Origin of the sequence: Burkholderia sp. FL-7-2-10-S1-D7 (assembly GCF_001524185.1) — a bacterium.
Lineage (GTDB): Bacteria > Pseudomonadota > Gammaproteobacteria > Burkholderiales > Burkholderiaceae > Burkholderia > Burkholderia diffusa.
The window spans coordinates 161,724-188,029 of record NZ_LOWY01000100.1; the positions used below are offsets into that span (position 1 = coordinate 161,724).

Here is a 26,306-nt window from a genome sequence, read left to right on the forward strand (position 1 = left end):
GGTAAGTGGCCGCTTCAATCGACCATCGCCGAAGCAACGCGCACGATAGAGTGTGACGCAAGCGGGCCGCATGGCGCAGCCCCGATTGGTTCGAGCTGACGAGAGGCTGAGGATGAAGGCATGGTTTGAGCGCGAGGGTATCCGTTTCGCCTTTGAGGAATCGGGTCCACGAGAAGCACCGGTTGTCGTTTTCAGTCATGGATTTCTGATGGATGGCGAAATGTTTCGCCCCAACGTCGCGGCACTGGACGATACGTTTCGTTGCGTCGTCTGGGATCAGCGCGGCTTTGGCTCGACGGGGCCGGTCGACCGGGCGTTCAGTTACTGGGATTCGGCACGCGACCTGATCGCGCTGCTCGATCACCTTGAAATTGCGTCGGCTTCGCTGGTCGGGATGTCGCAGGGTGGGTTCGTGTCGATGCGCGCGGCGCTGCTCGAGCCCGCCAGGTTTCGCGCGCTCGCGCTGATCGCGACGCGAAGCGATCTCGACGACGCATCGGTGACCGCCTCGTTCGAGGAGCTCAAGACGGAGTGGGCGCGTAATGGCGCGGCCAACGTCGCCGTGCACCTCGCCGGGTTCTTGCTCGGTGCCGACTATCCCGCGTCGGCGTGGATCGCGAAGTGGCTGAGAATGCCGCGTGACAACTTCGAATGCCCGGTCGATGCGCTGACGGCACGCGACGATATCACGCCGCGGCTCGGCGAGATCACTCACGCGTCGATCGTATTCCATGGCGATGCCGATGCAGCCATCCCGCTCCGTTGCGGCGAGGCACTTGCCGAGAGGCTGCCGAACTCCAAAGGACTGTTCAGTGTGGCCGGTGCCGGACACACGCCGAACCTGACCCACGCCCACGACGTCAATCCGAAGCTGAGGGATTTCCTGTTGCGCTACGGACGCTGATCGCGTCGATTGATTCCTTCTGACGACGTGGTTCCGCTCGCACGTTCGTCAGATGTCCGGCTTAAATGGAGGAATCCGAATGAGATCAGGCGTTCGTCGATCCGTCGAAGTCGATTTTATTCGCGGAGTCGTGCTGATCGTGATCGCCATCGATCACGTGTCGGGCAGCGCATTGGCGAAGTTCACGTTGCACGGCTATGCCTTTTGCGATGCGGCCGAAGTATTCGTGTTCCTGGCGGGTTACGCGTCCGCCGCCGGCTACGACGCCATTGCGGCGAAGCACGGCCACGACGCGGCGCGGCTCAGGTTTGTCAGGCGCAGCGAACAGATCTACCGGGCCTATCTCGTCACGGCCGGTCTGATGCTCGGTTGTGGCGCGCTGATGACGGCACTTCATCTTCACACGCCGATGATCGCGCAAACCGAATGGCCGCTCTTTGCGAGACAGCCGCTGGCGATGGCGGGCGAAATCGCAAGCTTCCGGCATCAGCCGTACCTGGCCGCGGTATTGTCGATGTATGCCGTGTTTGCGTTATGCGTGAGCGTCGTTGCGCCTTACGTGCGGGGCATGCCTGTCGGCACATTGCTCGTCAGTCTCGCCATGTGGCTCCTCGCGCCGCTGCTTGGCCCGATGCTGCCCAGTGCGACTGGAACCGGCTGGGGATTCAATCCGTTTGCATGGCAGTTGATGTTCGTAGCCGGGATGCTCGTGCGATTGCATCCGGTGCCCGCCGCGTTCCATGCGTCCCGGACGGGAGCGTGGCTGACACGTATCTCGATCGGTATCGCCCTGGCTTTCGCGGTGACGAAGCTCGCGCTTCAACCGCAGCCGATGCCGGGCGTCATGAAACAGAATCTCGCGTCGATACGGGTCATCGGCTTTGCCGTGATCGCGTGGCCGGTTGCGGTCATGGTGCAGCGTGGCTGGTTGCGCGGCGTTGCGCAGCGCTCGCGTTTCATCGTGAACGTCGGCCAGCAGGGAGTCGCCTGCTTTGTCGTGGGCGCGGTCGCCTCGCTCCTGATCGACACCGCATTGAGAGCGAGCGAACCCCATCGGGTTCCGTTTTTCGCGGGATTGGCAGGCGACGTGCTCGTGTTCGCGGTACTGGTCGGTACCGCAGCTGTGGCGCGCAGGTGCAAGCGTCGCGTCGCGGTGTCTCGCGTTGCCGAGACAATGGGCGCAGACGACGAAATGCGGACGATCGGGTAAGCGGGCGCATCTTTCGGTCAACGCCCCGGGCGATGCGAGCCGTATAGTCCTGTCAACGAGAACCTGGACACGTGATCCGATATGCGCCATCCGGCAGAGGCGGGCGAAGCGGGTCTCGCCGATGTCCGGCGGCACTGCCGTCGGCGGCTCGCATCCCCCAAGGAAGGAACATGCTCTTCATCGTTTATTGCCTCGATCACCCGGGTATGGCGCAGCGTCGTCAGACCCACTTTGCAGCGCATAAGGCGCGGTTGCTGGCTTCACCGTTGAAGGCACGGATTGCCGGGCCGCTTATCGATCCGGACGGCTCGGTGAGCGGGAGCCTGTTTCTCTATGAAGCGGACGATATCGACGCGGTGCGGCAACTCGTGCACGACGACCCGTTCAACACGGAAGGCATCTGGAAGACGGTCGATATCCGGTTTTTCCTGAACCGGGCGGATGAGCACTGATGCGTTGTTGCGCGCGGCCCATCGGATTCGGATGGCGCCGCCGTGAGCGAGCACATGCGGATGCAGGCCGCCTCGTGCGCGGTGGCGCCGGTCCGGTCCGTTGCAGTTGTTCCGCTGCGGGGCCGGGAACACGATGCAAACAAAAAACCCGCGAAGCCTTGCGCTGCCGCGGGTTTGATGGAAATGCCCGAAATGCGGAGAAACCGCATCTGGTGCCGACGGCGAGACTCGAACTCGCACAGCTTTCGCCACTACCCCCTCAAGATAGCGTGTCTACCAATTTCACCACGTCGGCACTGCACTACAAGGGGCGCAATTCTAGCGCCACATTGCTCGTTTGTGAAGGGGGTGTGACACGATTGCGGCGTTCGTGAGGGCGATCCCGGTAGAATTCGGACGATCGGTCCGACGACCATCGCTACCGCCATCCGCTTTCTCCCCGTGACCACCACCCTCGAACAACTGCAGGCCGGCCAGCTGTCGGGCGCCCGGCAACTCAAGCTCGCGTGCGGGCTGACCGAATTTCCGCGCGAAATCTTCGATCTGGCCGACACGCTCGAAGTGCTCGACCTGTCCGGCAATGCGCTGTCGGCGCTGCCGGACGATCTGTCGCGGCTGCATCGCCTGCGCATCCTATTCGCGTCCGGCAATCGTTTCACCGAATTTCCCGAAGTGCTCGGCACATGCGCCCAGCTCGACATGATCGGCTTCAAGGCGAACCGGATCCGCACGGTGCCGCGCCGTTCGCTGCCGCGCGCGCTGCGCTGGCTGATCCTGACCGACAACGAAATCGACGCGCTACCCGCCGAGATCGGCGACTGTTCGCGCTTGCAGAAGCTGATGCTCGCGGGCAACCGGCTGCGCGCGTTGCCGCCCGACATGGCCGCGTGCCGTGCGCTCGAACTGGTGCGGCTGTCGGCGAACCGGCTGGACGAACTGCCCGACTGGTTGCTGCGTCTGCCGCGTCTCGCGTGGCTCGCGTCAGCGGGCAATCCGTTCGGCACCGCGCCGGAAGCGGCGGCTTCGGCCGAGCCCGGCGTCGCGGACATCGACTGGACGTCGCTCGCCCTCGATCGGAAGCTCGGCGAAGGCGCATCGGGTGTCATTTATCGCGCGCAGTGGCGGGTGGACGGCCAAGTGCCGCGCGCGGTCGCGGTCAAGCTGTTCAAGGGGGCCGTGACGAGCGACGGGCTGCCCGATTGCGAAATGGCCGCGTGCCTGCACGCCGGGCGTCACCCGAACATGATTCCGGTGATCGGCAAGGTGCGTGGCCATCCGGACGGCACGCACGGCCTCGTGATGGAACTGGTCGATCCGGCGCTGACGAACCTCGCCGGGCCGCCGAGCTTTGCGTCCTGCACGCGCGACGTCTATGCGGCCGATGAGCGATTCGCGCCGGCCGACGCATCGCGGATCGCGCTCGGTATCGCGTCGGTTGCAGCGCATCTGCACGCGCGCGGCATCATGCACGGCGACCTGTACGCGCACAACATCCTGCACGACGGCAAGGGCGGCGCGCTGCTCGGCGATTTCGGCGCGGCGTCGGTCTACGACGTGAACGACCGCGTGCGCGCGGCGCGGCTCGAACGGCTGGAAGTCAGGGCGTTCGGCTATCTGCTCGGCGAGTTGCTGGCGCGATGCGAGCCGCGCGCGTGGGAAGGTTCGCACGTACTCGACGCGCTGGCCGCCGCCTGCCTGAACGAGGAGATCGACGCACGGCCGTCGTTCGGCGAGATTGCGGCCACGCTGGCCGCCAAGGACTGACGGTTCCGACCGCACCGCGGCGCCGGCCATCGCCGGCCCTCGCCGTGCGGACGCTTATGCCTGCCGTGCGGTCAGCAGCTTGATACCGAGCCCGACGAACAGCAGCCCGCTGGCGCGCTTGGCCGCGCGTACCCACGGGCTGACGCCGATACCACGATGGAGCCGGCGCACGCCGAACGAATAGACGCTGTGCACGACGACGACGGTGCATGCGATCGTCACGTACATCACGACGAACTGCATCGCGAGCGGGCGACCGTGTGCGATGAACTGCGGCATGAACGCCGACAGGAAGATCATCGTCTTCGGATTGCTGCCCGACACGAACAGCGCTTCGCGGAACAGCTTCCTGCGGTCGGGCTCGACGGTCGCGGCCCGGCCGTCGGGCGAGCGTGCATTGCGGTCGCCGCGCAGTTGCCGGATGCCCAGGAACATCAGGTACGCGGCGCCGACGACCTTCATCGCGATGAATAGCGGCGGCATCGCGGCCAGCACCGCGCCGACGCCGAGCGCGACGAGCACGACCACCGCGCCTTGTGCGACGAGGTTGCCCGCGATCGTCGCGGCGGTACCGCGCGAGCCGTAGCGCACCGTGTTGCGGATGACGAGCAGCACGTTGGGGCCTGGCGACAGCGTCGTCGCGAGATAGGCGGCGGCAAACAGCATCCAGGTCTGAATGGACATGCGTTGCTCCGGGAGGGGGTTCCGGCGGTCGGGATGAAGCGATGATGCCACGCCAAAATGACGCGGAGCGCCGCCGGAACCGGCGCGGCGCGTCAGCGTGTGTCGCGCACGCAGTATGCGGCGATCGACGACGGCGAATCGATCGCGGAAGGCCGCGTCATCCACGCGATCCACGCCGCCCACAACCCGCAGGCGATCAACACGGCGACGTTCAGCGGCGTCCGGTAGCGGACGATCAGGCTGGCCAGCGGCACGCGTTCCTTGCTCATGTGCGTCTCCTTCGGTCGATGCGGTTGCGGCGTTACTGGCCGGTGTAGGCGGGCGCCTTCGCGTCGCAGGTCACGGACACCGTCGCGCCGTCGGCGAAATGCAGCCGGAGCGGTACCTTCGCGCCGGGCGCGACGGGCTGGCGCGGTTCCTCCAGCATCACGTGATAGCCCTTCGGCCTGAACGTCACCGTGCCGTGCGCGGGCACGTCGACCGCGTCGACGTGAACCATTTTCGCGGTGCTGCCGGCCGTCTGCGTTTCGTGCATCATCGCCATCCCGAACGCGGGCGTATCGACGCCCGTGAGCGTGACGGGCTTGTCGCCGTCGTTCTTCAGCGTGAAATAACCGGACGACGGCACCGTCGCCGGCATCGTGCGGATCCAGCAGGCATCGGCCTGGACGGCCGATGCGGCGAACGTGGCGGGCGCCTGCAGCGCCAGCAGTGCAAACAGCAGGCTGGTCGGAATCGAGCGTTTCATCGAGTGTGTTCCTGATCGGGTAGGGAAGATCGCCGCGCGGGCATCGTGTGCGTTACTTCAGCGTGAACGTGTAGTGGCCCTGCGTGCGATGCCCGTCGGTCGCCACCGCAACCCAAGCGACGGTGTACGTGCCCGGCGTCAGGTTCGCCAGCTCCACATGCATCCGCTTCCGGTTGCCGGCGTCGATGGCGGCTTTCCCGTCGACGACCGACTGTCCATGGCTGTCGGTGACGGCGATCGAACTGAATGCGGGTTCGAGCGTTTCGCTGAAGTCGATCGTGACTGCGTGCGGCGCGCTCGACAGCGTGGCGTTGGCGGCCGGGTCCAGGTTTTTCGGGTGTGCGTGCGCGTGCGCAGCCTGTGCGACGACGAAGCTGAGTGCGACGAGTGCGCCGCGGACGAAAGCAGTGGTTTTCATGACGGGATGATCCGGTTGGAAATGACAAGGAGAACGATGCATTCGACGAATGGTCGCGCGTTCGTGCACGCGTGGCCGCCGGAGGCGGGCGAGCGCACGCAAGGCACGATGCCCCGAGCAATACGGTCGAACATGAGATCGTCCTTCGAAACGTGACACGGCATGCACGCGCGGCGCGCGTGCGGACGGCGTGATGCGCGAGGGCATCACGCGCGGTGACGACGAATCAGGACGCGAGCGGCGGGGCGCGCGGTTGCGCGGCCGTGCGCGGCAGCGTGCGGCGCAGGCTTTCGAAGCGGGTTGCTTCGCGATGCTGGCGCGGGTGGAAGTTGGCCGCGAACGTCAGTTCGGGCGCGGGCAGCGCGGGTGTATGGGCGAGCAGGTTGCAATAGCCGCAAGCCTGCAGATGGGCCTGCAGGCTTTTCGACGACGCATCGCCGGCATGGTTGCCGCCCGCCGGCCCGGCCGTGCAGTAACCGGCAAGGAGCGAGTCGACGCGGTCGTGCGTCGTCAGCGCCTGCGAGATCGTCGGCGCGAGCGTCGTCATCAGGATGGCGAGCATCCCGATCAGACTGACGATCTTCCGGAAACGACGGCTCAGCATGCGATGCGCGGGGCGGGACAGGAACGGCGATGGAGCGGATTATGCCACGCACCCGCCGCCCGGGCATGCGGGCACGCGGATACCGGGCATGACGCGCGGCACGCTTACGCGTGCTTCGCGAGATATTTCGTGATCAGCGTCATCTGCGCGGCCCAGCCTTGATCGTTCATCTCGCGAGCCTTTGCGCGGCGCGTTTCGATCAACTGGTCGAAGCCCGTTTCGGTGATCGTCAGCAGCGTGCCGCCGTTCGCTTCGGCGAGTGCGAACGTGACGAGCGTCATCGGCTCGGACGCGTAATCGAGGTTCGGATCGATCGCGAACGGGTGCCAGCGAAAGGAGAATCGTTGCATCGGCTCGACGCGATCGACGACGATTTCGAACACGGTGCCGGCATACGGCTCCTGTGCCCGGGCGATGTCGTCGTCGACGCGCGTCGGCGTGATGCGGCCGAACAGCGGCCGGTCGGCGACGAACGGCCCGTCGAACGTCACGCCGAACCAGGTGCCGAATTCCCCGGCATTGCTGACGGCTTCCCAGACGCGCGCCAGCGGCGCGGCGAGCAAGGCTTGTTTCTCGATGCGGTCGGTGGACTGGGTCATCACGTTCTCCAGGCGGGCATCCTTGATGCGGGACGGCGCACGCGCGCTCGCCGCGTTCAGTCGATCATCACCGCGTCGGGCACGTCGAGCACGACATCCGAGGTCGCCACGGCCACGCACGGCAGCGTATAGCCGTCGGCCTTTTCCTCGCGGCTCAGACCCGGCCATTCAATCGTATAGCGTACGCTGCCGCTGACGATCCTGCACAGGCAGCTTCGGCATGTGCCGTTGCGGCACGAGCGCGGCAGCCTGACGTGCGCAAACGCGGCGGCCTCGAGCAGCGTCAGCGAATCGGGGGCGTCGAACGTCGCGCCGAGCGGCTCGATGCGCACGAGAGGCGGGTGGTCGGGATCGGTCATGGGGCGAAGCGGGTGCTGGCGCGGCGGCAAAACAAGGCAAGCGCCAAGCATACCCGAAGGCGGCGCGGCCGGCGCCCGTCGGGCAGCCGGCCCGGGACGTCAGTGTCGGCGCAGGTAGCGGTACACGGTATTGCGCGCGAGCCCAAGCTCCCGCGCGGCTGCCGATACGTTGCCGCCGTGCCGCGCGAGCACCGCGTCGATCACCGCCGCCTGGTGGCGCTGCAGTGTCGTCGTTGCTTCGCACGTGTCGGCCGGCGCGGGCGTGGCCGCGGGCGCGGCGTCGCAGTCGAGCCAGAAATCGTCGGGCAGGTGCGCGAGCGTGATTTCGGCTTCGTCTTCGGCGAGCATGCCGGCCGTGCGCAGCACGTTGGTCATTTGCCGCAGGTTGCCGGGCCAGCGGTGCCGCATGAACGCGTCGAGCACGTCGGTCGCGAGGCGGCTCGGCATCGGCTCGCTGCGACCGAGCCGCGCGAGGATCCGCTCGACCAGCGCCGGCAGGTCGGTGCGCGCGGCGAGCGGCGGCAGTGTGACCGCGAGCCCGTTGATCCGGTAGAACAGGTCTTCGCGGAACGTGCCTTCGGCGATCATCGCACGCAGGTCGCGGTGGGTCGCGCAGACCACGCGCACGTCGACCGGCACCGCGCGTGCGCCGCCGAGCGGCATCACCGCGCGCTCCTGCAGCACGCGCATCAGCCTGACCTGCTGCGCGAGCGGCATGTCGCCGATTTCGTCGAGAAACAGCGTACCGCCGTCGGCCTGCGCGATCTTGCCGGGGCTGCCGCGCTTGCGCGCACCGGTGAAGGCGCCGTCCTCGTAACCGAACAGTTCGGCCTCGATCAGCGAATCCGGCAGTGCCGCGCAGTTGACCGCGACGAACGGGCCGTCCGCGCGCGGCGATGCCTGGTGCAGCGCACGCGCGAGCCATTCCTTGCCGGTGCCGGTCTGGCCGAGGATCAGCAACGGCAGATCGCGGCCACGAATCTTCGCGACGCGCTCGAGCACGGCGGCCATCCGCGCATCGCCGGTGTCGAGCGTCGCGAACGTGATCGCGTCGGGGTCCGGAGCCCGCGTGCGCACGGCGGGCGCGGGCGGCGCGACGGCGACGGCCGTCTTGTGCGCTTCCGCGAATTCGCAGCGTGCGAGCACGCGCACGCCGGTCGACAGCGTGAGGCTGAACGGTGCGCCGGGTGCGCGGGCGGCCTGCTGCGCGAGCTGGCCGAAGCGCATGCCGAACAGCGCATCGCAGCCTTGATGCTGCAACGCATCGAAGGTCGCGCCGAGCTGGAATTGCGCGCTGCGGTTCGCGGCGATCAGTCCGCCGTCGGGGCCGAATGCGACGAGGCCGGCGAACAGCGAGTCGACGCAGTCCTCGTGGGCGTGGAAGCGCAGCCGCAGTGCTTCCGCGCACTGGTTCGCGAACAGATGGTTCTCGATCAGCTGCGCGGACATCCGCACGAGCGCGAGCGTGTGGGGGCTGAAGCCGCGCGGGTCGCCGCTCACGTCGAGCGTGCCGAGCGTGCGGCCGAACGAGTCGATGATCGGCGCACACGAGCAGGTGAGGATATGGTTCGCGCGCAGGAAGTGCTCGGACCCGTGCACGGCGACCGCCTGGCCCGATGCGAGCGCGGTGCCGATCGCATTGGTGCCGCGTGCGCCTTCGGCCCACGACACGCCGGTGCACAGCGCGACGCGGTTCGCCTTTTCGATGAAGTCCGCGTCGCCGATGCTGTGCAGGATCACGCCGTCGGCGTCGGTGAGCAGCACGAGGCTTTGCGTGTCGGCGATCTGCGCGTGGAGGTTCTCCATCACCGGGCGCGCGTGTGCGAACAATGCGTGGTTCGTGTCGAGCAGTTCGCGCAGCGCGAGCCGCGACAGCGGCGAGAAATCGGGTTGCTCGTTTGCGCGCAGGCCGACCGCGATCGAACGGGCATGCGCCTGCGCGAGCAGGTCGTTGCGGCCCGCGGTGGCGGGCAGCACGAAAGATTGAGGCATGTCTTGTCTCCTGTCGGCCCCCGTTGGCGCTTACCGAGGCCCCATGCTTCCCGGTCGCCCCGCGTTGACGCTTTGCACCGCACCATCCGCCACCCGGGCCGCCGCTATCGATATCGCCTCATCATACAAGCCCCGTGCGCGTTGTGCGACTGCGTACAAAAACCCCTTGCTTTTAAGCGCCCGCATGCAATGATGAAAGTGGAACGCGCACGCGCCGTGTTCCGCATCGCAACATGCATGCGACGTGACATGCATCCGTTCGGGAGACCCATCATGGTTCGGACGGAACTGAGAGTCGTGCTGGCGGCCATCGCCACCTTCATCATGCTGGGCGGCATCGCCGTCGCGATCCATGGTCTGCTGTTCGACCTGAGCGACGCGGTGCAATACGGGGCGGCCGCGATCGCGGTAGGCGCCACGACCGCCGCGATCGCTCTGAACATCTGGCCCTCCGATCCCCATTGACGCCGCCCGGCAAACGGTGCCGGATGTCGCGCTGGTCTGATGAAAATGCGCGTCGGAACGACGCACATCGCAAAATTTGCCTCCTGCGCGAAACCGTCTAAAGTGGAATGCAACCGGCATGCAGTGTCCGCGCCATACCCCGTGGATCCTGCCTCTACCGGCGAGCCCGCGTGAATTTTCGTCCGGCCGGTGGCGGACGATGGACGCGGTCATTTGCTTTCTACCGGACGAGGCGGCTCCCATGCAGATTCATTTCACGAATGAGAAGCCCGAATATTCGGGGCGCGACCTGATGCTTGGTTTCACGGCGCTGGTCAATGGCGAGCGCGTTCAATGTCAGATCACCGCCGAGGCGCTGGAGGATCATTTCGGTGCGGCATCGCCGCGCTTCGAGGACATGGTCGGTGCGTACGATCAGCACCGCGAGCGTATCGAGGCGGCCGCACGGCGGTTGCTGTCCGAGACGCGCGCGCAATGCGTGACGCTGCGCAGCGGCTACGTGCGCTTCTACGAAGCGAACTGGCGCTGAGCCGGACGACCGGGCAGCGACGGAGCGGGCGCCGGATACCGGCGCCCGTGTCATATCGGCGCATGCGCGTCCGGTAACGCGCTCGGCCTGAGCGGTGCGCGGCACGTTCGAGCGTCGTGCGGCACACTGGCGTGCCCGCGTTCCGTTTCGCTCAATCCGCCCCGCCAAGCACATACGCGCCGCCGGTTGCGCCGTTCGTGCGCGCGATGCGTGCGAAGCCCGTGTCGGCGAGGTGCATGCCCGCAATCAGCAAGTTATCCGAAGCGGCTTCGGCGAGCGTGGCCGCGCGCGTCGATGATGCCTGCGACGGATCGTGATCGAACGCGATCGACACGTCGGGGCGCGCAACCTGAATCGGCGCGAAATGCACGAGATCGCCCCAGATCAGCAGGCGCTCGCCGCGCGATTCGACGCGATAGCCGGTGTGGCCGGGCGTGTGCCCCGGCAGCGGGACCGCGACGATCCCGGGCAGCACGTCGCCTGCCTCGATGGTGCGTAGATGCGCGCGATACACGTCGAACGTGCGCCGCGCGATCCGGACATTGACGCGTGCGCGCTCGTTTGCCCGCTCGTACATGGCGTCGTCCAGCCAGAACGCACGTTCCCGTTCGTGAATGAGCACCTCCGCTTGCGGAAAGGCCGGATGTCCGTCCGTGTCGAGGAGGCCGCCGATGTGATCCGGATGCGCGTGCGTCAGCAGGACCGTGTCGATGTCGCGTGCATCGATGCCGGCTTGCCACAGCGACGGACGGAGCAGGCCGCCCCAGTTCCGGATGCCGCCGGCGCCGGTGTCGACGAGCACGGTGCGCCCGTTCCCGCGTATGACATAGCAGTTGATGTTGACGTCGGACGGCGCGTGTATGCCGGCCCGGTGCATGATGCCGGCCGCGTCGTCGATGTCGATGTTCGACAGCTGGTCGAGGCCGGCCGTCAGCGTGCCGTCGCTGATCGCGATCACCGTGAAATCGCCGATCTGGCGACGCGGGAAAGAAGGGGGTTGAACAGGTGCGCTCATGGGTCAATGCCGGGCGTGAAGGTGGGCGGTGTCGTAGCCGAAGCAGCGGATGCGTGCGACGAATCCGGTGTGGCGAAGAATCTCGCGATCCAGCTCGGTCATGAACCGGTCCATCAGTTCAGTGGTGCGAAATGCCGAGGTGCGAAAGAGGATCTCCGCGCTGACCGGATGTCCGCAGCCGTGCCGGACCGGGACGTACACGACGTGGACCGTGCCGGGGGCGGCGCTCAACACGCCGGTGCAGAGCCTCTCGCAGGCCGACGACAACGCGTCGAGCGCCGTGTCGGCCGGCATGCTCGCCTCGGAAATCAAGATCGTGACGCTGGGCATGGTCGGGCTCCGCTCAGCGTGCGGTTGCCGATGTCGGCGTGCTGACGAGTGGGTCACCCATCGGTGCATAGAGCCGGATCGCGGCATCGGACCCGAGCCGAGCCTGATCGTGCGTGAGGACGGCCAGCCAGCGCGCGGCCGGCCGCCGATCCAGCGCGAGCGCATGCAGGGCCGTGGCTGCGATCGCTGCTCGCGCGAACGGGGCGGGGTCGTCGCACACGGCCAGCCATTGATGGCCGGAGACGGCCGGCGCGGGGCCCGCGCAGTCGTATACGTTGCGGCGCCACTCGACGATGTGCGGCTGCCAGCGAGCGAAATTGCCGCCGCCCTTGTCGCGATATTCGGCCGACGTCAGCACGTCCGGGCCGTCGATCGTATGCAGCGCGAGGTAGACGGGGCCGTCGCCGCCGAGTGCGCGAAAGCGTTGCGACGTGCGGAAGCCGGATACGGAGATCAGCGCGGGCAGTTTGATCCGGCTGTAGAAGTCGTTCCACTCGGCTTCGACGGCGGGCTCGGCGATGCTGCATTCAACGGCATAGATCATGACTTCTCCACGGGGGGGAGCGGCCTTCGGGGACGATGGCTGCTCGACGGGTTGAGTTTTTGTCATGATAATGAGCCGGTGGATGGCGGAAAAACGATGATTCGTCACCGTTCAATGACATTTGATCAAGCCATGACCGACGGCGGTCGGACCGGGAGCAATCGTGACGCGACGCAGGATTCCGAGCAATTCGGCATTGATGGCATTCGAGGCCGCGGCGCGGCATGGAAGCTTCGCGCGCGCCGCCGACGAGTTGGCGTTGACCGAAGGCGCGATCAGCCGGCAGATCGGCCGGCTGGAGACGTTCCTGGGTGTCGCGCTGTTCGAGCGGGTCGGCAACCGCGTGCGGTTGGCGCCGAACGGCGTGCGCTACGCGGCGCAGGTTCGCGAAGTGCTGGACCGGCTCGAGCGCGACAGCCAGTACATGATGGGGCAGCCCGGCGACGGCGGCAGCGTCGATATCGCCGTGACGCCGACATTCGCGACGCGCTGGCTGATTCCGCGGCTCAAGGGATTCCAGACGCAGCATCCGAACATCACGGTGCATTTCGCCGATCGCGCGGAGCCGTTCGTGCTGGCCGGCAGCGGTTTCGATGCGGCGATTCACTTCGAGCATCCGGCCTGGGCCGGCATGCATACGTACCGGTTGTGCGAGGAGGTGCTGGTGCCGGTCTGCCATCCGTCGCTGCTCGCGGCCGGGCAGCCGGACGTATTGCTGGGCACGCTGCCGCGCCTGCACAAGCGCCAGACACCTGATGCGTGGTCGGCGTACGTGCAGGAGACGGGGCTGCCGGTGAGCAATCCGGCCGCCGGCGCACGCTACGATCTTTACTCGATGCTGATCGCGGCGGCGCTGGCCGGGCTCGGCGTCGCGCTGGTGCCGCGCCTCTATGTCGAGGCCGAGATCGCGCAAGGGTTGCTCGCGGCGCCGTGGCCCGACGGGCGGGGCGTGGTCAAGCGCTTCTGTCTCGTGTTGCCCGAGGCGCTGGAGCTGGGCGACGGGCCGTTGCAGACCTTCGCGCGCTGGGTGCTCCGGCAGGCGGAGGCGTGACCGGCGCTCGCTTACACGACCCGCGTAGCCAAAACAAGACCAAAACGACAACGCCACCCGAAGGTGGCGTTTTCGTTTCATATTGCCGCGCACAGGGGCGCGCGTGCGTCACTCGCTGCCGAGATAGAAGAAGCGGAACAGGAACACGGCTGCGATGATCCACACGATCGGCTTGACCGTGCGGGCCTGGCCCGTCAGCAGCTTCAGGCCGCCGTATGCGATGAAGCCGAACGCGACGCCGTTCGCGATCGAGTAAGTGAACGGCATCAGCAGCGCGGTCAGCGCGGCCGGCACGGCTTCGGTCGCATCGTCCCACGGCACGTCGACCATCTCGCGCAGCATCAGGCACGACACGTACAGCAGTGCCGGTGCCGTGGCGTAGGCCGGCACGACGCCGGCGAGCGGCGCGATGAACAGGCACGCGAGGAACAGCACGGCGACGGTGATCGCCGTCACGCCCGTGCGGCCGCCGGCCTGCACGCCCGACGCGCTTTCGATGTACGCGGTGGTCGACGACGTGCCGAGCAGCGAGCCCGCGACGATCGCGGTGCTGTCGGCAAGCAACGCCTTGTTCAGGCGGTTCATCTTGCCCTCGACGAGCAGGCCCGCGCGGTTCGCGACGCCCATCAGCGTGCCGGTCGCGTCGAACAGTTCGACGAGGAAGAACACGAGGATCACGTTGATGATGCCGGTCGACAGCGCGGCGCGGATGTCGAGCTTGAACAGCGTCGCGTCGATCGACGGCGGCGCGGAGAACACGCCGTGGAACTGGTTGTCGCCGAAGAAGAACGACAGGATCGTGACGCCGATGATGCCGATCAGGATCGCGCCGCGCACGCGCAGGTGGTCGAGCGTGACGATCGTGAAGAAGCCGATGATCGCGAGGATCGTATCGTGCTTGTGCAGGTCGCCGAGCGTGACGAGCGTGGCGGGGTTGCCGACGATCACACCCGAGGTCTTCAGCGAGATGATGCCGAGGAACAGGCCGATGCCGGCGGTGATCGAGATGCGCAACGATTTCGGAATGCCGTTGACGATCGCCTCGCGCACGCGGAACAGCGTGACGAGCAGGAACAGGCAGCCGGAGATGAACACCGCGCCGAGCGCGGCCTGCCACGTGAAGCCCATCCCCTTGACGACCGTGTACGCGAAATACGCGTTCAGGCCCATGCCGGGCGCGCACGCGATCGGGTAGTTCGCGTACAGCCCCATGATGATCGACGCCAGCGCCGCGACGAGGCAGGTCGCGACGAACACGGATTCCTTGGGCATGCCGGCATCGCCGAGGATCGCGGGGTTGACGAAGATGATGTAGGCCATCGTCAGGAACGTGGTGACGCCTGCGAGTATTTCGGTGCGGAAGTCGGTGCCGGCTTCGTCGAAGCCGAAATACCGTTTGATGGATTCCATGAAGGCGTTTCTCCGGTCGGGTTGTCGTGTTGCTTGTTGTTCGTGCCGAATTGTTGTAAGGCAGCGCGAGGCCGGCGTACTGTAACCAGCCACTATTGCGACGCTATCGGCGGATTGTAATAGCGCGGATAGCTCGGACGATATAGTTGCGGGGCACGATCGACGGCGTTCGCGCGAACGGCTGGACAGGCCGGCCGCGCGGGGAAGGCGCGCATTTTACCGGTTCGGACGAGGCGGGCAGGTAGAAACGATGGAAACGATTCGACGACGGGCGGGCCGTGTCGGCCGATGCGGGCGCAACGGCATGATCGACAGGCGGGTGCTGCCGCAACGCGACGACATGCGACTGCAATGGCACGGCCGCACGAGGGGCGAACACGGGATGGACGCAATATCTGCGCGAGCGCGCGCATGACCGGCGCGGGTGCGCGGCGGCATGCGGCAGCCATTCGTCAGTCCAGGCGGTTGCAGATATCGGGCTATCCTGCGCCGAAGCCGTCGCGTCCGCAACTGTCATTTCGCGGTGCGCGCCCGACTGTGGTTTCTGTGTAAAAGATTGCAAGACGTCATCGCGTTAACCGGCAAGTGTTTCTAGGATAGATACACCGCGCGCACACGCCGGCCAGATGTTGCCGACGCGGGGGAGTCGCAGTCCGTGCAGGCCGGGCGGTGAAGCGTGGTGACGGTCGTTGCGCATTCGGGCAGGCGCGACCGGTTGCGATTGCCCGATGCGGGTTCGCCCGTCATCACGGAGGTCAGCATGTTGAACTGGATCAGCCGTTGGGCGATGCGGCACGCCCCCACGCCGGAAAAAACCGCTGCATCGATGCTCGTGACGGCGCGCATGGAACTGTTCGCAGCCGAACAGCGCGTCATCGATGCGAAATTACAGGCGGATTACTGGCGTACGCGGGTGTCATTTCTCGAGGAGGTGCAAAAGCAAGGCATCGACCCGTGGGTGACCTCGCAGGCAGCGCAACGCCCCGACGTCGAGTCCACGCCTCGCAGCACGGGCCCGCGTCTCGCCGCCAGCACCTGATGCACATGATGCATGTGAGGGTTGCGCACGGCGCGCGATCGCACGCGGCACGCACGTGCGTGCCGCGTCATTCGATGCGCACCTGCGACGCGTTGCGTCGCGGGTGCGTCCATTTCCGGATACGGTGATTCCGCGCGTTCCGGCATCCCCGCCGCGCGCGTGAGCGCGCATCGTCAATCCCGTCTTCGCCATCGTCCGGCGAGCAAACGTTGCATTCGCGCGAGCGTGCGTCTCAGCCGTTCGCCGCGCCTCACGTACGCCGTCGTGATCGACGCTTCGGCCGGCCGGTCGTCATCGGTGCCGAGCCAGATGCGATCGCCGCGCGCGATGCGCAGCACGTCGCCGGGTTGTACCCAGTAGTCGTCGACGCTCGGCGGCCGCGTAATCCACAGCGGTGCGCCGTGCGCGCGAATTTCCGCATCGCTCGGCGCGCGCCAGGTCAGTGTCGTGCGCGGCGCGACCGCGAAGCGGATCACGACGGTCGGTAACGCGATCGCACCGACGCGGCGCGTATCGGGACGGTCGAACAACGGGCTTGCCTGGTCCATCGTCTGCTCCATTCGTTGAGCCGGACGGATGACGCGCACCAGAACAAAAAGGCCTCATCCGTTTCCGGTGAGGCCTTGTGTGACATGCGGTACTGCTCGGATGCTAACGCACAAGCGCCTCCCGTGATCCATTCTTTCGAATGTTCACCGGGCAATGATTCGCGATGGCGATGAGCTTGAACGTAGGCATGCGAACGAGTTTGTCGATGTCGTTCGGCGTTGTCAACGACTATTTTCGAGATTTGCGACGATCACGCGTCGCGCTGGGCGAGGCCGTTGACGAGCAGTTCGGACAGCAGGCCGGTCATCCCGTTCGGATGGGTGGCGGCGCGTGCCTTCAGCTGTTCGACGAGTTCGGCGTTGAGCTTGCACGCGAACGGCACGAGACCTTGCTCCTGGTCGAGCTTGCGCTGCGCGCGGCGGTCGAGCTTCGCTGCGTCCTCGGCAGCCTTGCCGAAGCGGGCGGAGCTGGACTGCTTCATCGCTTGCGTCAGCTTGAGCGCCTTGTTCTTTTCTAGATCGGTTTTCTTCATGGCCATCGCGGCACCTCCGGGAAATGAAGCCGCGATTGTACGCATTTCGGCCGGCGCCCCGCCGAAACCGTCGCGAACCCGCTTGCGGACCCGGTCACGCGCCCTTCGTCGTGCCCCAGTTGCCGCCATGCGCGGCCGCTTGCGCGGCCGGCGAGCGCGCCAGATACGCAAGCGCCTGCTCGGTCGAGCCTTCGTGATGCGGCGTATAGCCCGGCTTGAAATAGCGCAACGCCGCGCCGATCACTTTCCAGAACGACGGCAGGTGCCCGCGTCGGGAACCCTTCCACCACGACAGCACGAAGCCCGGGTAGCGGCCGGCGGCGGGATCTCGCCGGTACATGAATTTCGCGCCGCTCGTGATGAAGTAGAGCAACAGCACGATCACGAACGCCATGTGCACGCAGCGCTCCGGATAGTTGCCGCCCATGTGGTTGTAGATGTCGAACGCGACGGTCCGATGTTCGACTTCCTCCGCGCCGTGCCAGCGCAGCAGGTCGACCATCGTCGGGTCGGCACGGCCTTCGTCGAGCCCGTGCGCATTGAGCACCCAGTTGCCGAGATAGCCGAAGAAATGTTCGAGCGACGCGATCACCGCGAGCTGCTGACGCAGCCAGAAACGCGTGTGGCCGATCTTCAGCCCGAACGGCGCTTCGCCCAGCACGCGCGTAAACAGCCAGTTCAGCTTCTGCGTGAACGGCTTCGTGTCGATCCCGTGCCGGTCGTAGTAATGCTTGAGCACGCCGCCGTGCGAGCGCGAATGCACGGCTTCCTGGCGCAGGAAGCCTTCGGCTTCGTCGCGCAGGCGCGCATCGGTGATGTTCGGCAGTGCCTTGTTGTACACGCGGCAGAACCACAGCTCGCCTTCCGGGAACAGCAGGTTCAGCGTGTTGATGATGTGCGTGCTGCCCGGGTCGTTTGGCACCCAGGTGATCGGCGTGTCGCTGAAGTCGAACTTCACGTGCCGGGCCTTGATCTTGTGATAGTCGGCGGTAGCGGTCATCGGTGTCTCCGTTTCTGTGCGGCGCGCCGCGCCGTCAATGCGAGGCCATGCTGACGCGGGCAAGCATCCGGCCGAGCCACGGCATGAAGCGGCCGACGAAGCGCAGCGCGTGCGCCTCGGTGCCCACGGCCACGACCGGCCGGTTGCGCAGCACGCCGTCGACCATCGCCTGCGCGACGGTTTCCGGCTTCAGGCCGCGCATCTGGTACAGCTTCGTCGCGCGTTTGCGCAGCCGCGCCTCGTCCTGTGCGCTGGCGCCCGCGTATTGCGTCGACGCCATGATTCCGGTTTCCGCGAAGCCGGGGCAGATGGCCGTCACGCCGATGCCTTTTTCCGCGAGTTCCGCGCGCATGCATTCGCTGAGCATCAGCACGGCGGCCTTCGTCGTCGCGTACGCGGGCAGGTCGCGCGACGGCCCGAACGCGGCGGCCGACGCGGTGTTGACGATGTGGCCGCCCGTGCCGCGTGCGGCCATCTGCTGCGCGAACAGCCGCGAGCCGTGGATCACGCCCCACAGGTTCACGTGCAGGATGCGCTCCCAGTGCCGCTCGCTGGTGTCGAGAATGCCGCCTGCCATGCCGATGCCCGCGTTGTTGATCACGATGTCGGCGCCGCCGAGTTCGCTGCCGACCCATGCCGCGAGCGCTTCCATCTCGTCGGCGGAGCCGACGTCCACGCGTCTTGCATGCGCCTGCGCGCCGGTGAGTCCGAGCAGCAGGGCGGTGCGCTCGGCGCTCGCGAGATCGATGTCGCACGCGACGACGGTCGCGCCTTCACGGGCAAATGCGAGCGCCGCGCAGCGGCCGATGCCGCTGCCCGCGCCGGTGACGACCGCGACCTTGCCGCTGAAGCGGCCGCTGGTCGCGCGGCGGCGTGCGTTCGCGAGCGCGGGTGGCTCGTCGCCCGATTCGACCGCGTCGATCAACTGTTCGGCGAGGCCCGCGAAGCGCGCGGGATCGGCGAGCGGCAGCCAGTGGCCGGCCGCGACTTCGCGGCGGTAGTACTGCGGCACCCAGCGCGACAGGTTCTCGGACAGCGCCGGGCTCACGTACTTGTCGCCGAGCGGCACGATCGTCTGCACCGGCGCGTGCGCGTAGCGCTCGCGCGGCGCGAACAGGCAGCGGATGAAGTTCGCGCGATAGAGGCGTACGCCGCGCGCGCCGTCGTCGGCCTGCGTCGCGCGCGGCGCGGCGGGGGTCTTCTCGACCAGGCGCAGCAGGCCCGGCCATGCGCGGCCGAGCCACAGCTTCCAGCCGAGCTCGGGGATGAACGGCAGATGGAACAGATACACGTACCACGAGCGCACGAGCTGCCCGCCGAGCCTGGCTAACGACGCGGGCGTCGGATGCAGCACGCGTTCGCGCAGCCAGAAGCCGACGTGGTCGAGGCATGGTCCCGAGCACGACGTGTACGACGCGATGCGGCCGGCGAGCCGCGGATCCGTGACGAACTCCCAGCCCTGGATCGAGCCCCAGTCGTGCGCGATCAGGTGCACCGCGCGGCCGGGGCAGAGCGCGTCGATCACCGCGATGAAGTCGTCGGTCAGCTTCGCGAGGTGGTAGTCGGCCGTGCGCTTGGGCGCGCCGGACAGGCCCGCGCCGCGCACGTCGTACGCGATCACGTAGTGCTTGCGCGCGAGCAGCGGCGCGACCTGCTGCCAGACGCTGCTGTCGTCGGGGTAGCCGTGCACGAGCACGACCGGCGAGCGGGCTGGGTCGCCCCAGGTCCTGACCGCGAGCGTCAGTTCGCCGGAGGCGACGGCCGTCTCGCTGTGAACCGATTCGAACAGGGCCAGCGGCGCTTCATCGGAAAGAGGCTGCATCGTGAGTCCGTCGTTCAGGGATTCGGGAAGGGGGCGAGACGCGGACGTGTCAGGCGACGGCCTGCATGCGTTCGGCCTGGCGGCGCTGCCAGCGGCGCACGTGCGGCAGGTCGTCGTCGAGCCAGTACGCGTCGTCGTCGGTGATCACCAGCAGTTCCTCGAATTTCGCGCCGACGCCGGCGAAGCCGAGATGCGGCTCCACGGCCCACAGGCCCGGCACCGGCGCGTGCTCGGAGCGGCGGTCGATCGACCACAGCGGCGACCAGCCTTGCCGCTTCGCCGCGCGGCCCTGGTCGAGCAGCAGGTTGCGCGTCGCGTTCAGCCCGAAGCGCGCGACGAAGCGCGGTGTCGACAGCTTGTGGATCTTCGCGACGCGATGCGCGAGCACCTTGAACGGATAGGCCTTGTGGCGCGGCTCGACGCCCTGGCGGCGGCACAGCGCGTCCACCGCCTGCGCGACCTCGGCCATCGGGCGGCGCTCCTTCACGAGCCGCACGATCATCTCGCGATGGTCCATCAGGTCGTCCTGCAACTGTTCGAGGATGGGGTTGTGGCCGAGGCAGTGCGCGTAGCCGACGTCGGCCACGATGCCGTCGAGCACCGGCGCGACGTCGAGGATCACGGGCATGTCGGTCTCGAGCTGGCGGTTGCTCGGGAAGAACGCGAGGTTGAAGCCGCCCATGTGCTTCAGGCCGGAGAAGCCTTCGAACGCGGTGCGGTCGCCGAACCACGCGAACGGCTTGTGCAGCCAGTCGTGCACGCCGTTGTCCCGCAGCCATTCGGTCAGCAGGCGCGCAGCTTCCTTCTCGGTGATGCCGGGATGGAGCATCGCGCCGACGGTCTCGACGCAGCGATAGGCAAGCTGCTGGACCGCGCGGAATTGCGGCAGCTCGTCGAGATGGACTTCCGGCAGCGGATGGTCGGGCATGAGGCGTCTCCATGTGTCGGCCCGCGTTCGCGCTTCGGCGACGCGGGGCCTGTGCAAGGCTGGGGCGCTGATCCGGAATCCATTCGCCGCCGATCCAGGGCGAATTATTCAGTCAGCATTTAATGTGTCATTGATCAATGTAAAGATCATAGCCGGTTCGACGTGGCGCGGAGGTGAGGGCTTCTCCTAATGCAGGCCGAAATGGAGGGGACGCTCTAGGTTTCCGGCGGTCGGGGCCGGTGGCTGTCGCCGCGCGCGTGTCCCGTGCGCGGAGCCGGCCGGAGAGCGCCCCGCGCGGTGTCGACGCAGGCCGGCATGTCGCGCCGGATCAACTCTCCGTCGTGTGGTGGCGAGACGCTGTCAAATTGCCGAAATAATTTCGTCACATCATTCGCCCCCGATTCGAAGCCTTTCCGGCTTCGCGGGGCGGGTGTGCCGCGCGTTGCGCGGGGCTACGACCCAAGCCGATTCGACAATTCCACGGAGAGAGACCATGCAACGCCGCAAGTTCATGAACACCCTGGCCGCGGCGACCGCTGCGACGCCGCTGATGCTCAAGGCCGGCATGGCCGGCGCGAAGAGCGCAACCGCGCCGGACGCGCTGGACCCGGGCCGCTGGTCGCCGTTCAACGCCGCGCGCCTGCAGGCGGTGCTCGACCGGCATGGCGTCGCGAGCGCGCGCTATGACGGAAAGCGCCGCCCGTATGCGGTGTTCGACTGGGACAACACGTGCATCATGAACGACTGCGAAGAGGCGTTGCTGATGTACCAGATCAACCATCTGCAGTACAAACTGACGCCGGACGAGTTCGTCGATGTGATGTGGAAGGACGTGCCGAAGGGCGCGTTCATGAAGGACTACACGACCGTCGACGGCAAGCCGGTGACGATGGAGGATCTCGCCGCCGACGTCGAGTCCGACTACCGCTGGCTCTACGCGAACTACAAGGGCCTCGGCGGCGACAAGAGCCTCGACGAGATTCGCGAGACCGACCAGTTCAAGGACTTCCGCGCGAAGCTGTACTTCATGTACGACGCGATCTGCGACACGCATCCGCTCGAAGTCGGCTACAAGTGGATCATCTACTTCTACAAGAACATGACGACCGCCGAGCTGCAGGCGATGGCGGAAGCATCGAACAACTACGGTATCGGCGACGCGCTGCGCAAGGTCCGTTACGAAAGCCCGAAGGCGCTGCCTGGCAAGGCCGGCGTGGTGGCCGACACGCATTTCCATGGCATCCGCATTCACGAGGAAATCCGCGCGGTGATGCATACGCTGCGTGCGAATGGCATCGACGTGTACGTGAGCACCGCGTCGCTCGACGATGTCGTGCGCGTATTCGCCGGCAATCCGAACTATGGCTACGGCGTGGCGCCCGAGAACGTGATCGGCCTGCGGCTCGACATGCAGGACGGCAAATACACGAGCACCTATCCGGCCGGCTGGCATTTCAACTGGGGGCCCGGCAAGACGGTGGGCATCCGCAACGTCCTCGTGTCGAAGAAGGGCTACGGGCCGCTGCTGGTGTTCGGCGACAGCGACGGCGACGCATGGATGCTGCGCGACTTCAAGGACACCGCGGCCGGCGTGATCGTCAACCGGATGAAGAAGGGCGAGATCGGCGCGGACAGCAAGCTCGCGGCCGAACAGATCGGCAACCCGGATGCCCGCTTCCTGCTGCAGGGCCGCGACGAGCACACGGGCCTGATGATTCCGGACGAGAAGTCGATCAAGTACGGCAAGACCGAGCGCAAGCTGCTGGCCTGACGCGGGGTGGGCGCCGGGCCGCCGCGGCCCGGCGTCCATCGGCATCGGCTGAGGCTGCGGCGTCGTGCGGGCCGGCGCCCGCGCGGCTCAATGCTCGTGCGGCGAGCCCAGCCGGTCCAGCAGCGCCCCCAGCAGATCGATCGGCAGCGGAAACACGATCGTCGAGTTCTTGTCCGCCGCGATCGTCGTCAGCGTCTGCAGATAGCGCAGCTGCATCGCCTGCGGCTCCTGCGCGAGCCGCTGCGCGGCCTGCAGCAGTTTCTCCGACGCCTGCAGCTCGCCCTCCGCATGAATCACCTTCGCGCGCCGTTCGCGCTCGGCCTCGGCCTGCCGCGCGATCGCGCGCACCATCGTCTCGTTCAGGTCGACGTGCTTGATCTCGACCGTCGACACCTTGATCCCCCACGCATCCGTTTGCGCGTCGAGCGTCTTCTGGATGTCGGCGTTCAGCTGCTCGCGCTCGGCCAGCAGCGCATCGAGCTCGTGCTTGCCCAGCACCGAGCGCAGTGTCGTCTGCGAGAGCTGGCTCGTCGCGTCGAAGAAGCGCGCGACCTGGATCACGGCCTTCTCCGGATCGACGACGCGGAAATACACGACCGCATTCACCTTCACCGACACGTTGTCGCGCGTGATCACGTCCTGCGGCGGCACGTCGAACACGACGGTGCGCAGGTCGATCCGCACGACCTGCTGGACGATCGGGATGATCAGCACGAGCCCCGGCCCCTTGACTTTCCAGAAGCGGCCGAGCATGAACACCACGCCGCGCTCGTACTCGCGAAAGATGCGGATCGACGATGCGACGAGCACCACGACGAAGACGATCAGGACGCTGCTGAAGCCAAACGTGTAGCCCATCATGACGGTGCTCCCTGGTGTTGTTGTTCGTGTGCCGGCACGTCGTAGAGCGGTGCGACCGTGAGCATCAGCCCCTGGCGGCCGGTGACGCGCACGCGGCAGCCCGCGGCGAGCGGCACGCTGCTCGCGACGCGCCAGCGCTCGCCATGCACGCGCGCCCAGCCCGCGGCCGATGGCGCGGGGCCGGCCGCGCCGTGCGGCTGGTCGGCCTGCAAACCGTCGTCGAGCACTTCGCCGATGCTGCCGACCATCGCCTCGGCGCCCGTCACGACCGGCCGCCGCCGCGCGCGCAGCGCAACGCTCGACACGCCCGCGACGAGCAGCCCGCCGCCGAGCGCGAGGCTCCCGATCACGGGCCACGGAATACCGTAGCCGGGCACGTCGGTATCGATCAGCATCAATGCGCCGATCGTAAACGACACGATTCCGCCGAAACCGAGCACGCCGAAGGTCGGCAGGAACGCCTCGGCGACGAGGCAGCCGAGCCCGAGCAGCACGAGCCCGAGGCCCGCATAGCTGATCGGCAGCAATTGCATCGCGAACAGCCCGATCAGCAGGCAGATGGTGCCCGCGACGCCCGGCAGCACGAACCCGGGATTCGCGAATTCGAAGAACAGACCGTAGATGCCGATCGTCAGCAGGATCAGCGCGACGTTCGGATCGGCAATGATCGACAGGAAGCGGCTGCGCCAGTCGGGCGCGAGCACGACGAGCGGCGCATGCGCGGTCGCAAGCCGCACCGTGCCGGCGGTCGTCGTCACGGTGCGGCCGTCGAGCTGGCGCGCGAGGTCGGCCGGGTCCTGCGCGATCAGGTCGACGACATGCTGCGCGCGCGCTTCGGTCGCGGACAGGCTCAATGCCTCGCGCACCGCGCGCTCGGCCCATCCGGCATTGCGTCCGCGCAACTGCGCGAGGCCGCGGATGTACGCGGCGGCGTCCTGGGTCGCCTTGCGGATCTCGGTCGACTGCATATCGTTCGGCAGCTCGGCCGGCGTCGCGGATGCACCGGCAGCACCCGATGCCCCGGCTGGCGGCGGTCGGGGCGCGCCTGGCGTCCCCGGCGCGCCACCGCCGATCCCGAACTGCACTGGCGACGCCGCGCCGAGATTGGTGCCGGGCGCCATCGCGGCGATGTGGCTCGCGTAGACGATATAGGTACCGGCGCTCGCGGCCCGTGCGCCACCCGGCGCGACGAACGCGGCGACCGGCACCGGCGAGCCGAGGATCGCCTTGATGATCTGCCGCATCGACGTGTCGAGCCCGCCGGGCGTATCGAGTTGCAGGATCGCGAGCGGCGCGTGCTCGCGCGCCGCGCGGTCGAGCGAGCGGACGATGAAGTCGGCGCTGGCCGGCCCGATCGCGCCGTTGACCGGAATCACGAACACCGGCGGCGCGGCCGCGGGTGCGGGTGCGGCGGCGGGGGGCGGGGCGGCAACCGCCGCGCACACGACGAGCAGCGCCGCGAACAGCGCGGCGCGCGCGACCCGCGCGGACAGCGGGTGACGGGGGCGGCCGCCGGGCGATGCAGGTGCCGGCGGCGGCCCATGACGGTGAATGCGCATCGGGGCGTCCGGGCGGCGCGCAGCCGCACGCCGTCCGGCTCGCGTAAAGGGCGTTGGCCCGATGATTGAAGATTAGGCGGTTTCGGCGGAAAGCGCGAAGTTGCGGCGGCGCGCCGCTGATTCAGCCGACGCCGCCGCCGCGCGCGAGCGCTTCTTTCCGATATTCGGCCGGGCTGCGCCCGCTCCATTTGCGAAACGCGCGGTAGAACGCGCTCGGTTCCGCGAAACCGGCGGCCGCCGCGACGTCGGCGATGGTCCGCGACGGATCGGCCAGCGCCTCGAACGCGAGGTCGCGCCGCAGCGTGTCCTTGATCGACTGGTACGCGTGGCCTTCCTGGTGCAGCTTGCGGCGCAGCGTCGCCTCGGCCACGTGCAGCCGCGCGGCCATCCCGTCGGCGCCGGGCCACGCGGCGGGCGGCATGCCGCGCAGCACCGTGCGCACGCGTTGCGCGAGCGCGTTCGGGTTGCGGTACTTGACGATGAAGCTGGCCGGCGCGTTGCGCAGGAACGTTTTCAGCGTCTTGGCGTTCTGCACGACCGGCAGCGTGGCGAATTCCGGATCGAAATCGACATACGAATCGGGCTGGTTGAACCGCATGTCGTCGCACAGCATCGACGGGTATTCATGGTCGGCCGGCGGCGTGTCGCAACGGAAGCTCGCGTGGAGCAGCGGGATGCGTCGCCCGATCAACCAGCAGGTGAGCCCGTACACGATGATGAAGTAGGTCGCGTACGTGAACATCGCGGGCGCCGCGGTGCCGTTGCGGTGCACAAAACGCAGCCGCACGCGCTGCGGGTTGGCATCGAGCTCCGCGTGCAGGTCGTCGAGCACGCAGTGCATGAAATTCACCGCGCGCGCCATCGCATGCAGCCCGTCCTTCGCGGACAGCGCCGCCTGGCTCATCGCGATGAAGCTGCCGCTGCGCATCGGGTGGCGATCCTGCCCGAAAAACTCGTCGTCGAGCGCGCGCGCAATGGCGTTCCACAGCGCCCCGTATTGCTGCGCGGACACCCGCGCACGCGGCTGCGCGAGCAGCGCGGGCGCGATGCCGGCTTGCGCGAGCAGCGGCTCGGCCGCGACGCCGCGCCGGGTGGCGAGCGCGACGCTGTAAGCGACGAGGCTGATCGCGACGGTTCCCTTGTCTTCCTGCTTCATCGAAGCCGCCG

At 67.3% G+C, this 26,306-nt stretch carries 29 protein-coding genes and 1 tRNA gene; 9 read left to right on the forward strand and 21 right to left on the reverse strand.

Features of this window, described 5'->3' with window-relative positions:
• The first annotated feature begins 52 nt into the window (after positions 1-52).
• The 3 genes from WS75_RS28805 to WS75_RS28815 all read left to right on the forward strand — a co-directional run bounded on the left by WS75_RS28805 (position 53) and on the right by WS75_RS28815 (position 2,566).
• Positions 53-904: an alpha/beta fold hydrolase gene (locus WS75_RS28805; RefSeq protein ID WP_082729779.1), complete on the forward strand. Its 852-nt coding sequence runs from the start codon at positions 53-55 to the stop codon at positions 902-904.
• A gap of 79 nt (positions 905-983) precedes the next feature.
• A complete protein-coding gene (locus WS75_RS28810; RefSeq protein ID WP_082729780.1) occupies positions 984-2,114 on the forward strand; it encodes an OpgC domain-containing protein in 1,131 nt (376 codons plus the stop codon).
• A gap of 170 nt (positions 2,115-2,284) precedes the next feature.
• Positions 2,285-2,566: a YciI family protein gene (locus tag WS75_RS28815; protein WP_059685724.1), complete on the forward strand. Its 282-nt coding sequence runs from the start codon at positions 2,285-2,287 to the stop codon at positions 2,564-2,566.
• Positions 2,567-2,776: 210 nt separating this feature from the next.
• Here the strand turns inward: WS75_RS28815 and WS75_RS28820 are convergent.
• Positions 2,777-2,861, reverse strand: a tRNA-Leu gene (locus WS75_RS28820).
• Positions 2,862-3,007: 146 nt separating this feature from the next.
• Between WS75_RS28820 and WS75_RS28825 the strand changes: the two genes are divergently transcribed.
• Positions 3,008-4,330, forward strand: coding sequence for a leucine-rich repeat-containing protein kinase family protein (locus tag WS75_RS28825; protein ID WP_059685727.1), 1,323 nt, complete (start codon positions 3,008-3,010; stop codon positions 4,328-4,330).
• A 54-nt stretch (positions 4,331-4,384) separates the two neighbouring features.
• On the opposite strand, the gene WS75_RS28830 is transcribed toward WS75_RS28825, so the two are convergent.
• From WS75_RS28830 to WS75_RS28860, 8 genes are all read right to left on the reverse strand, one after another.
• Entirely contained in the window at positions 4,385-5,014 is a 630-nt protein-coding gene (locus WS75_RS28830) for a LysE family translocator (protein ID WP_059685729.1), read from the reverse strand.
• Positions 5,015-5,106: 92 nt separating this feature from the next.
• Positions 5,107-5,283, reverse strand: coding sequence for a hypothetical protein (locus WS75_RS34270; protein ID WP_170296371.1), 177 nt, complete (start codon positions 5,281-5,283; stop codon positions 5,107-5,109).
• Between the two features lie 32 nt (positions 5,284-5,315).
• Positions 5,316-5,762: a copper chaperone PCu(A)C gene (locus tag WS75_RS28835; protein ID WP_059685731.1), complete on the reverse strand. Its 447-nt coding sequence runs from the start codon at positions 5,760-5,762 to the stop codon at positions 5,316-5,318.
• A 52-nt stretch (positions 5,763-5,814) separates the two neighbouring features.
• Positions 5,815-6,180 (reverse strand): copper homeostasis periplasmic binding protein CopC, encoded by a 366-nt coding sequence (copC, locus tag WS75_RS28840; protein WP_059685732.1) that lies wholly within the window; start codon positions 6,178-6,180, stop codon positions 5,815-5,817.
• Between the two features lie 226 nt (positions 6,181-6,406).
• Entirely contained in the window at positions 6,407-6,784 is a 378-nt protein-coding gene (locus tag WS75_RS28845; RefSeq protein ID WP_059685734.1) for a DUF2946 domain-containing protein, read from the reverse strand.
• A gap of 104 nt (positions 6,785-6,888) precedes the next feature.
• Positions 6,889-7,383: an SRPBCC family protein gene (locus tag WS75_RS28850; protein WP_059685739.1), complete on the reverse strand. Its 495-nt coding sequence runs from the start codon at positions 7,381-7,383 to the stop codon at positions 6,889-6,891.
• 56 nt (positions 7,384-7,439) lie between these two features.
• Positions 7,440-7,742 (reverse strand): 2Fe-2S iron-sulfur cluster-binding protein, encoded by a 303-nt coding sequence (locus WS75_RS28855; RefSeq protein ID WP_059527056.1) that lies wholly within the window; start codon positions 7,740-7,742, stop codon positions 7,440-7,442.
• 99 nt (positions 7,743-7,841) lie between these two features.
• Positions 7,842-9,734, reverse strand: a complete 1,893-nt coding sequence (locus tag WS75_RS28860; protein ID WP_059685741.1) for a sigma-54-dependent Fis family transcriptional regulator — start codon at positions 9,732-9,734, stop codon at positions 7,842-7,844.
• A 273-nt stretch (positions 9,735-10,007) separates the two neighbouring features.
• Here WS75_RS28860 and WS75_RS28865 point away from each other — a divergent pair, with 273 nt between their 5' ends.
• Both WS75_RS28865 and WS75_RS28870 read left to right on the forward strand, forming a co-directional pair.
• Positions 10,008-10,199, forward strand: a complete 192-nt coding sequence (locus WS75_RS28865) for a DUF2964 family protein (protein WP_059686353.1) — start codon at positions 10,008-10,010, stop codon at positions 10,197-10,199.
• A gap of 241 nt (positions 10,200-10,440) precedes the next feature.
• Entirely contained in the window at positions 10,441-10,728 is a 288-nt protein-coding gene (locus WS75_RS28870; protein ID WP_014898618.1) for a DUF1488 domain-containing protein, read from the forward strand.
• Positions 10,729-10,879: 151 nt separating this feature from the next.
• On the opposite strand, the gene WS75_RS28875 is transcribed toward WS75_RS28870, so the two are convergent.
• Genes WS75_RS28875 through WS75_RS28885 form a run of 3 tightly spaced genes read right to left on the reverse strand, consistent with a single transcriptional unit; the run spans position 10,880 to position 12,617 of the window.
• A complete protein-coding gene (locus WS75_RS28875; protein ID WP_059685743.1) occupies positions 10,880-11,743 on the reverse strand; it encodes an MBL fold metallo-hydrolase in 864 nt (287 codons plus the stop codon).
• 3 nt (positions 11,744-11,746) lie between these two features.
• A complete protein-coding gene (locus WS75_RS28880) occupies positions 11,747-12,073 on the reverse strand; it encodes a hypothetical protein (RefSeq protein WP_059685744.1) in 327 nt (108 codons plus the stop codon).
• A 13-nt stretch (positions 12,074-12,086) separates the two neighbouring features.
• A complete protein-coding gene (locus WS75_RS28885) occupies positions 12,087-12,617 on the reverse strand; it encodes a hypothetical protein (protein WP_059685746.1) in 531 nt (176 codons plus the stop codon).
• 199 nt (positions 12,618-12,816) lie between these two features.
• On the opposite strand from WS75_RS28885, the gene WS75_RS28890 reads away from it, so the two are divergent.
• The gene (locus WS75_RS28890; RefSeq protein WP_059685748.1) at positions 12,817-13,668 is read left to right on the forward strand and encodes a LysR substrate-binding domain-containing protein; all 852 of its coding nucleotides are present in this window, start codon (positions 12,817-12,819) and stop codon (positions 13,666-13,668) included.
• Positions 13,669-13,776: 108 nt separating this feature from the next.
• Here WS75_RS28890 and WS75_RS28895 read toward each other — a convergent pair whose 3' ends face one another.
• Positions 13,777-15,078: an NCS2 family permease gene (locus tag WS75_RS28895; protein WP_059685750.1), complete on the reverse strand. Its 1,302-nt coding sequence runs from the start codon at positions 15,076-15,078 to the stop codon at positions 13,777-13,779.
• A 760-nt stretch (positions 15,079-15,838) separates the two neighbouring features.
• On the opposite strand from WS75_RS28895, the gene WS75_RS28900 reads away from it, so the two are divergent.
• Positions 15,839-16,117, forward strand: a complete 279-nt coding sequence (locus WS75_RS28900) for a hypothetical protein (RefSeq protein WP_059686354.1) — start codon at positions 15,839-15,841, stop codon at positions 16,115-16,117.
• Positions 16,118-16,290: 173 nt separating this feature from the next.
• Here the strand turns inward: WS75_RS28900 and WS75_RS28905 are convergent, their stop codons facing one another.
• From WS75_RS28905 to WS75_RS28925, 5 genes are all read right to left on the reverse strand, one after another.
• Complete coding sequence (locus WS75_RS28905; protein WP_059686356.1) at positions 16,291-16,665, reverse strand: DUF2917 domain-containing protein; 375 nt, start codon at positions 16,663-16,665, stop codon at positions 16,291-16,293.
• A gap of 251 nt (positions 16,666-16,916) precedes the next feature.
• The gene (locus tag WS75_RS28910) at positions 16,917-17,204 is read right to left on the reverse strand and encodes a hypothetical protein (RefSeq protein WP_059685752.1); all 288 of its coding nucleotides are present in this window, start codon (positions 17,202-17,204) and stop codon (positions 16,917-16,919) included.
• 88 nt (positions 17,205-17,292) lie between these two features.
• Positions 17,293-18,198 (reverse strand): metal-dependent hydrolase, encoded by a 906-nt coding sequence (locus WS75_RS28915; protein WP_059685754.1) that lies wholly within the window; start codon positions 18,196-18,198, stop codon positions 17,293-17,295.
• A 34-nt stretch (positions 18,199-18,232) separates the two neighbouring features.
• On the reverse strand, positions 18,233-20,020 hold the full coding sequence (locus WS75_RS28920; RefSeq protein WP_059685756.1) for an SDR family oxidoreductase: 1,788 nt from the start codon (positions 20,018-20,020) through the stop codon (positions 18,233-18,235).
• 49 nt (positions 20,021-20,069) lie between these two features.
• Positions 20,070-20,948: a M24 family metallopeptidase gene (locus WS75_RS28925; RefSeq protein ID WP_059685758.1), complete on the reverse strand. Its 879-nt coding sequence runs from the start codon at positions 20,946-20,948 to the stop codon at positions 20,070-20,072.
• A gap of 493 nt (positions 20,949-21,441) precedes the next feature.
• Here WS75_RS28925 and WS75_RS28930 point away from each other — a divergent pair, with 493 nt between their 5' ends.
• Positions 21,442-22,719 carry an HAD family hydrolase gene (locus WS75_RS28930; RefSeq protein WP_059685760.1) on the forward strand — a complete coding sequence of 426 codons (1,278 nt, stop codon included), beginning with the start codon at positions 21,442-21,444 and terminating at the stop codon, positions 22,717-22,719.
• An 87-nt stretch (positions 22,720-22,806) separates the two neighbouring features.
• Here the strand turns inward: WS75_RS28930 and WS75_RS28935 are convergent, their stop codons facing one another.
• From WS75_RS28935 to WS75_RS28945, 3 genes are all read right to left on the reverse strand, one after another.
• Complete coding sequence (locus tag WS75_RS28935; RefSeq protein ID WP_059685762.1) at positions 22,807-23,580, reverse strand: slipin family protein; 774 nt, start codon at positions 23,578-23,580, stop codon at positions 22,807-22,809.
• Positions 23,577-25,139, reverse strand: coding sequence for an NfeD family protein (locus tag WS75_RS28940; protein WP_059685764.1), 1,563 nt, complete (start codon positions 25,137-25,139; stop codon positions 23,577-23,579). Before WS75_RS28940 ends, WS75_RS28935 begins: the two co-directional genes overlap by 4 nt.
• 121 nt (positions 25,140-25,260) lie before the next feature.
• Complete coding sequence (locus tag WS75_RS28945) at positions 25,261-26,295, reverse strand: AraC family transcriptional regulator (protein WP_059685766.1); 1,035 nt, start codon at positions 26,293-26,295, stop codon at positions 25,261-25,263.
• Positions 26,296-26,306: the final 11 nt, after the last annotated feature.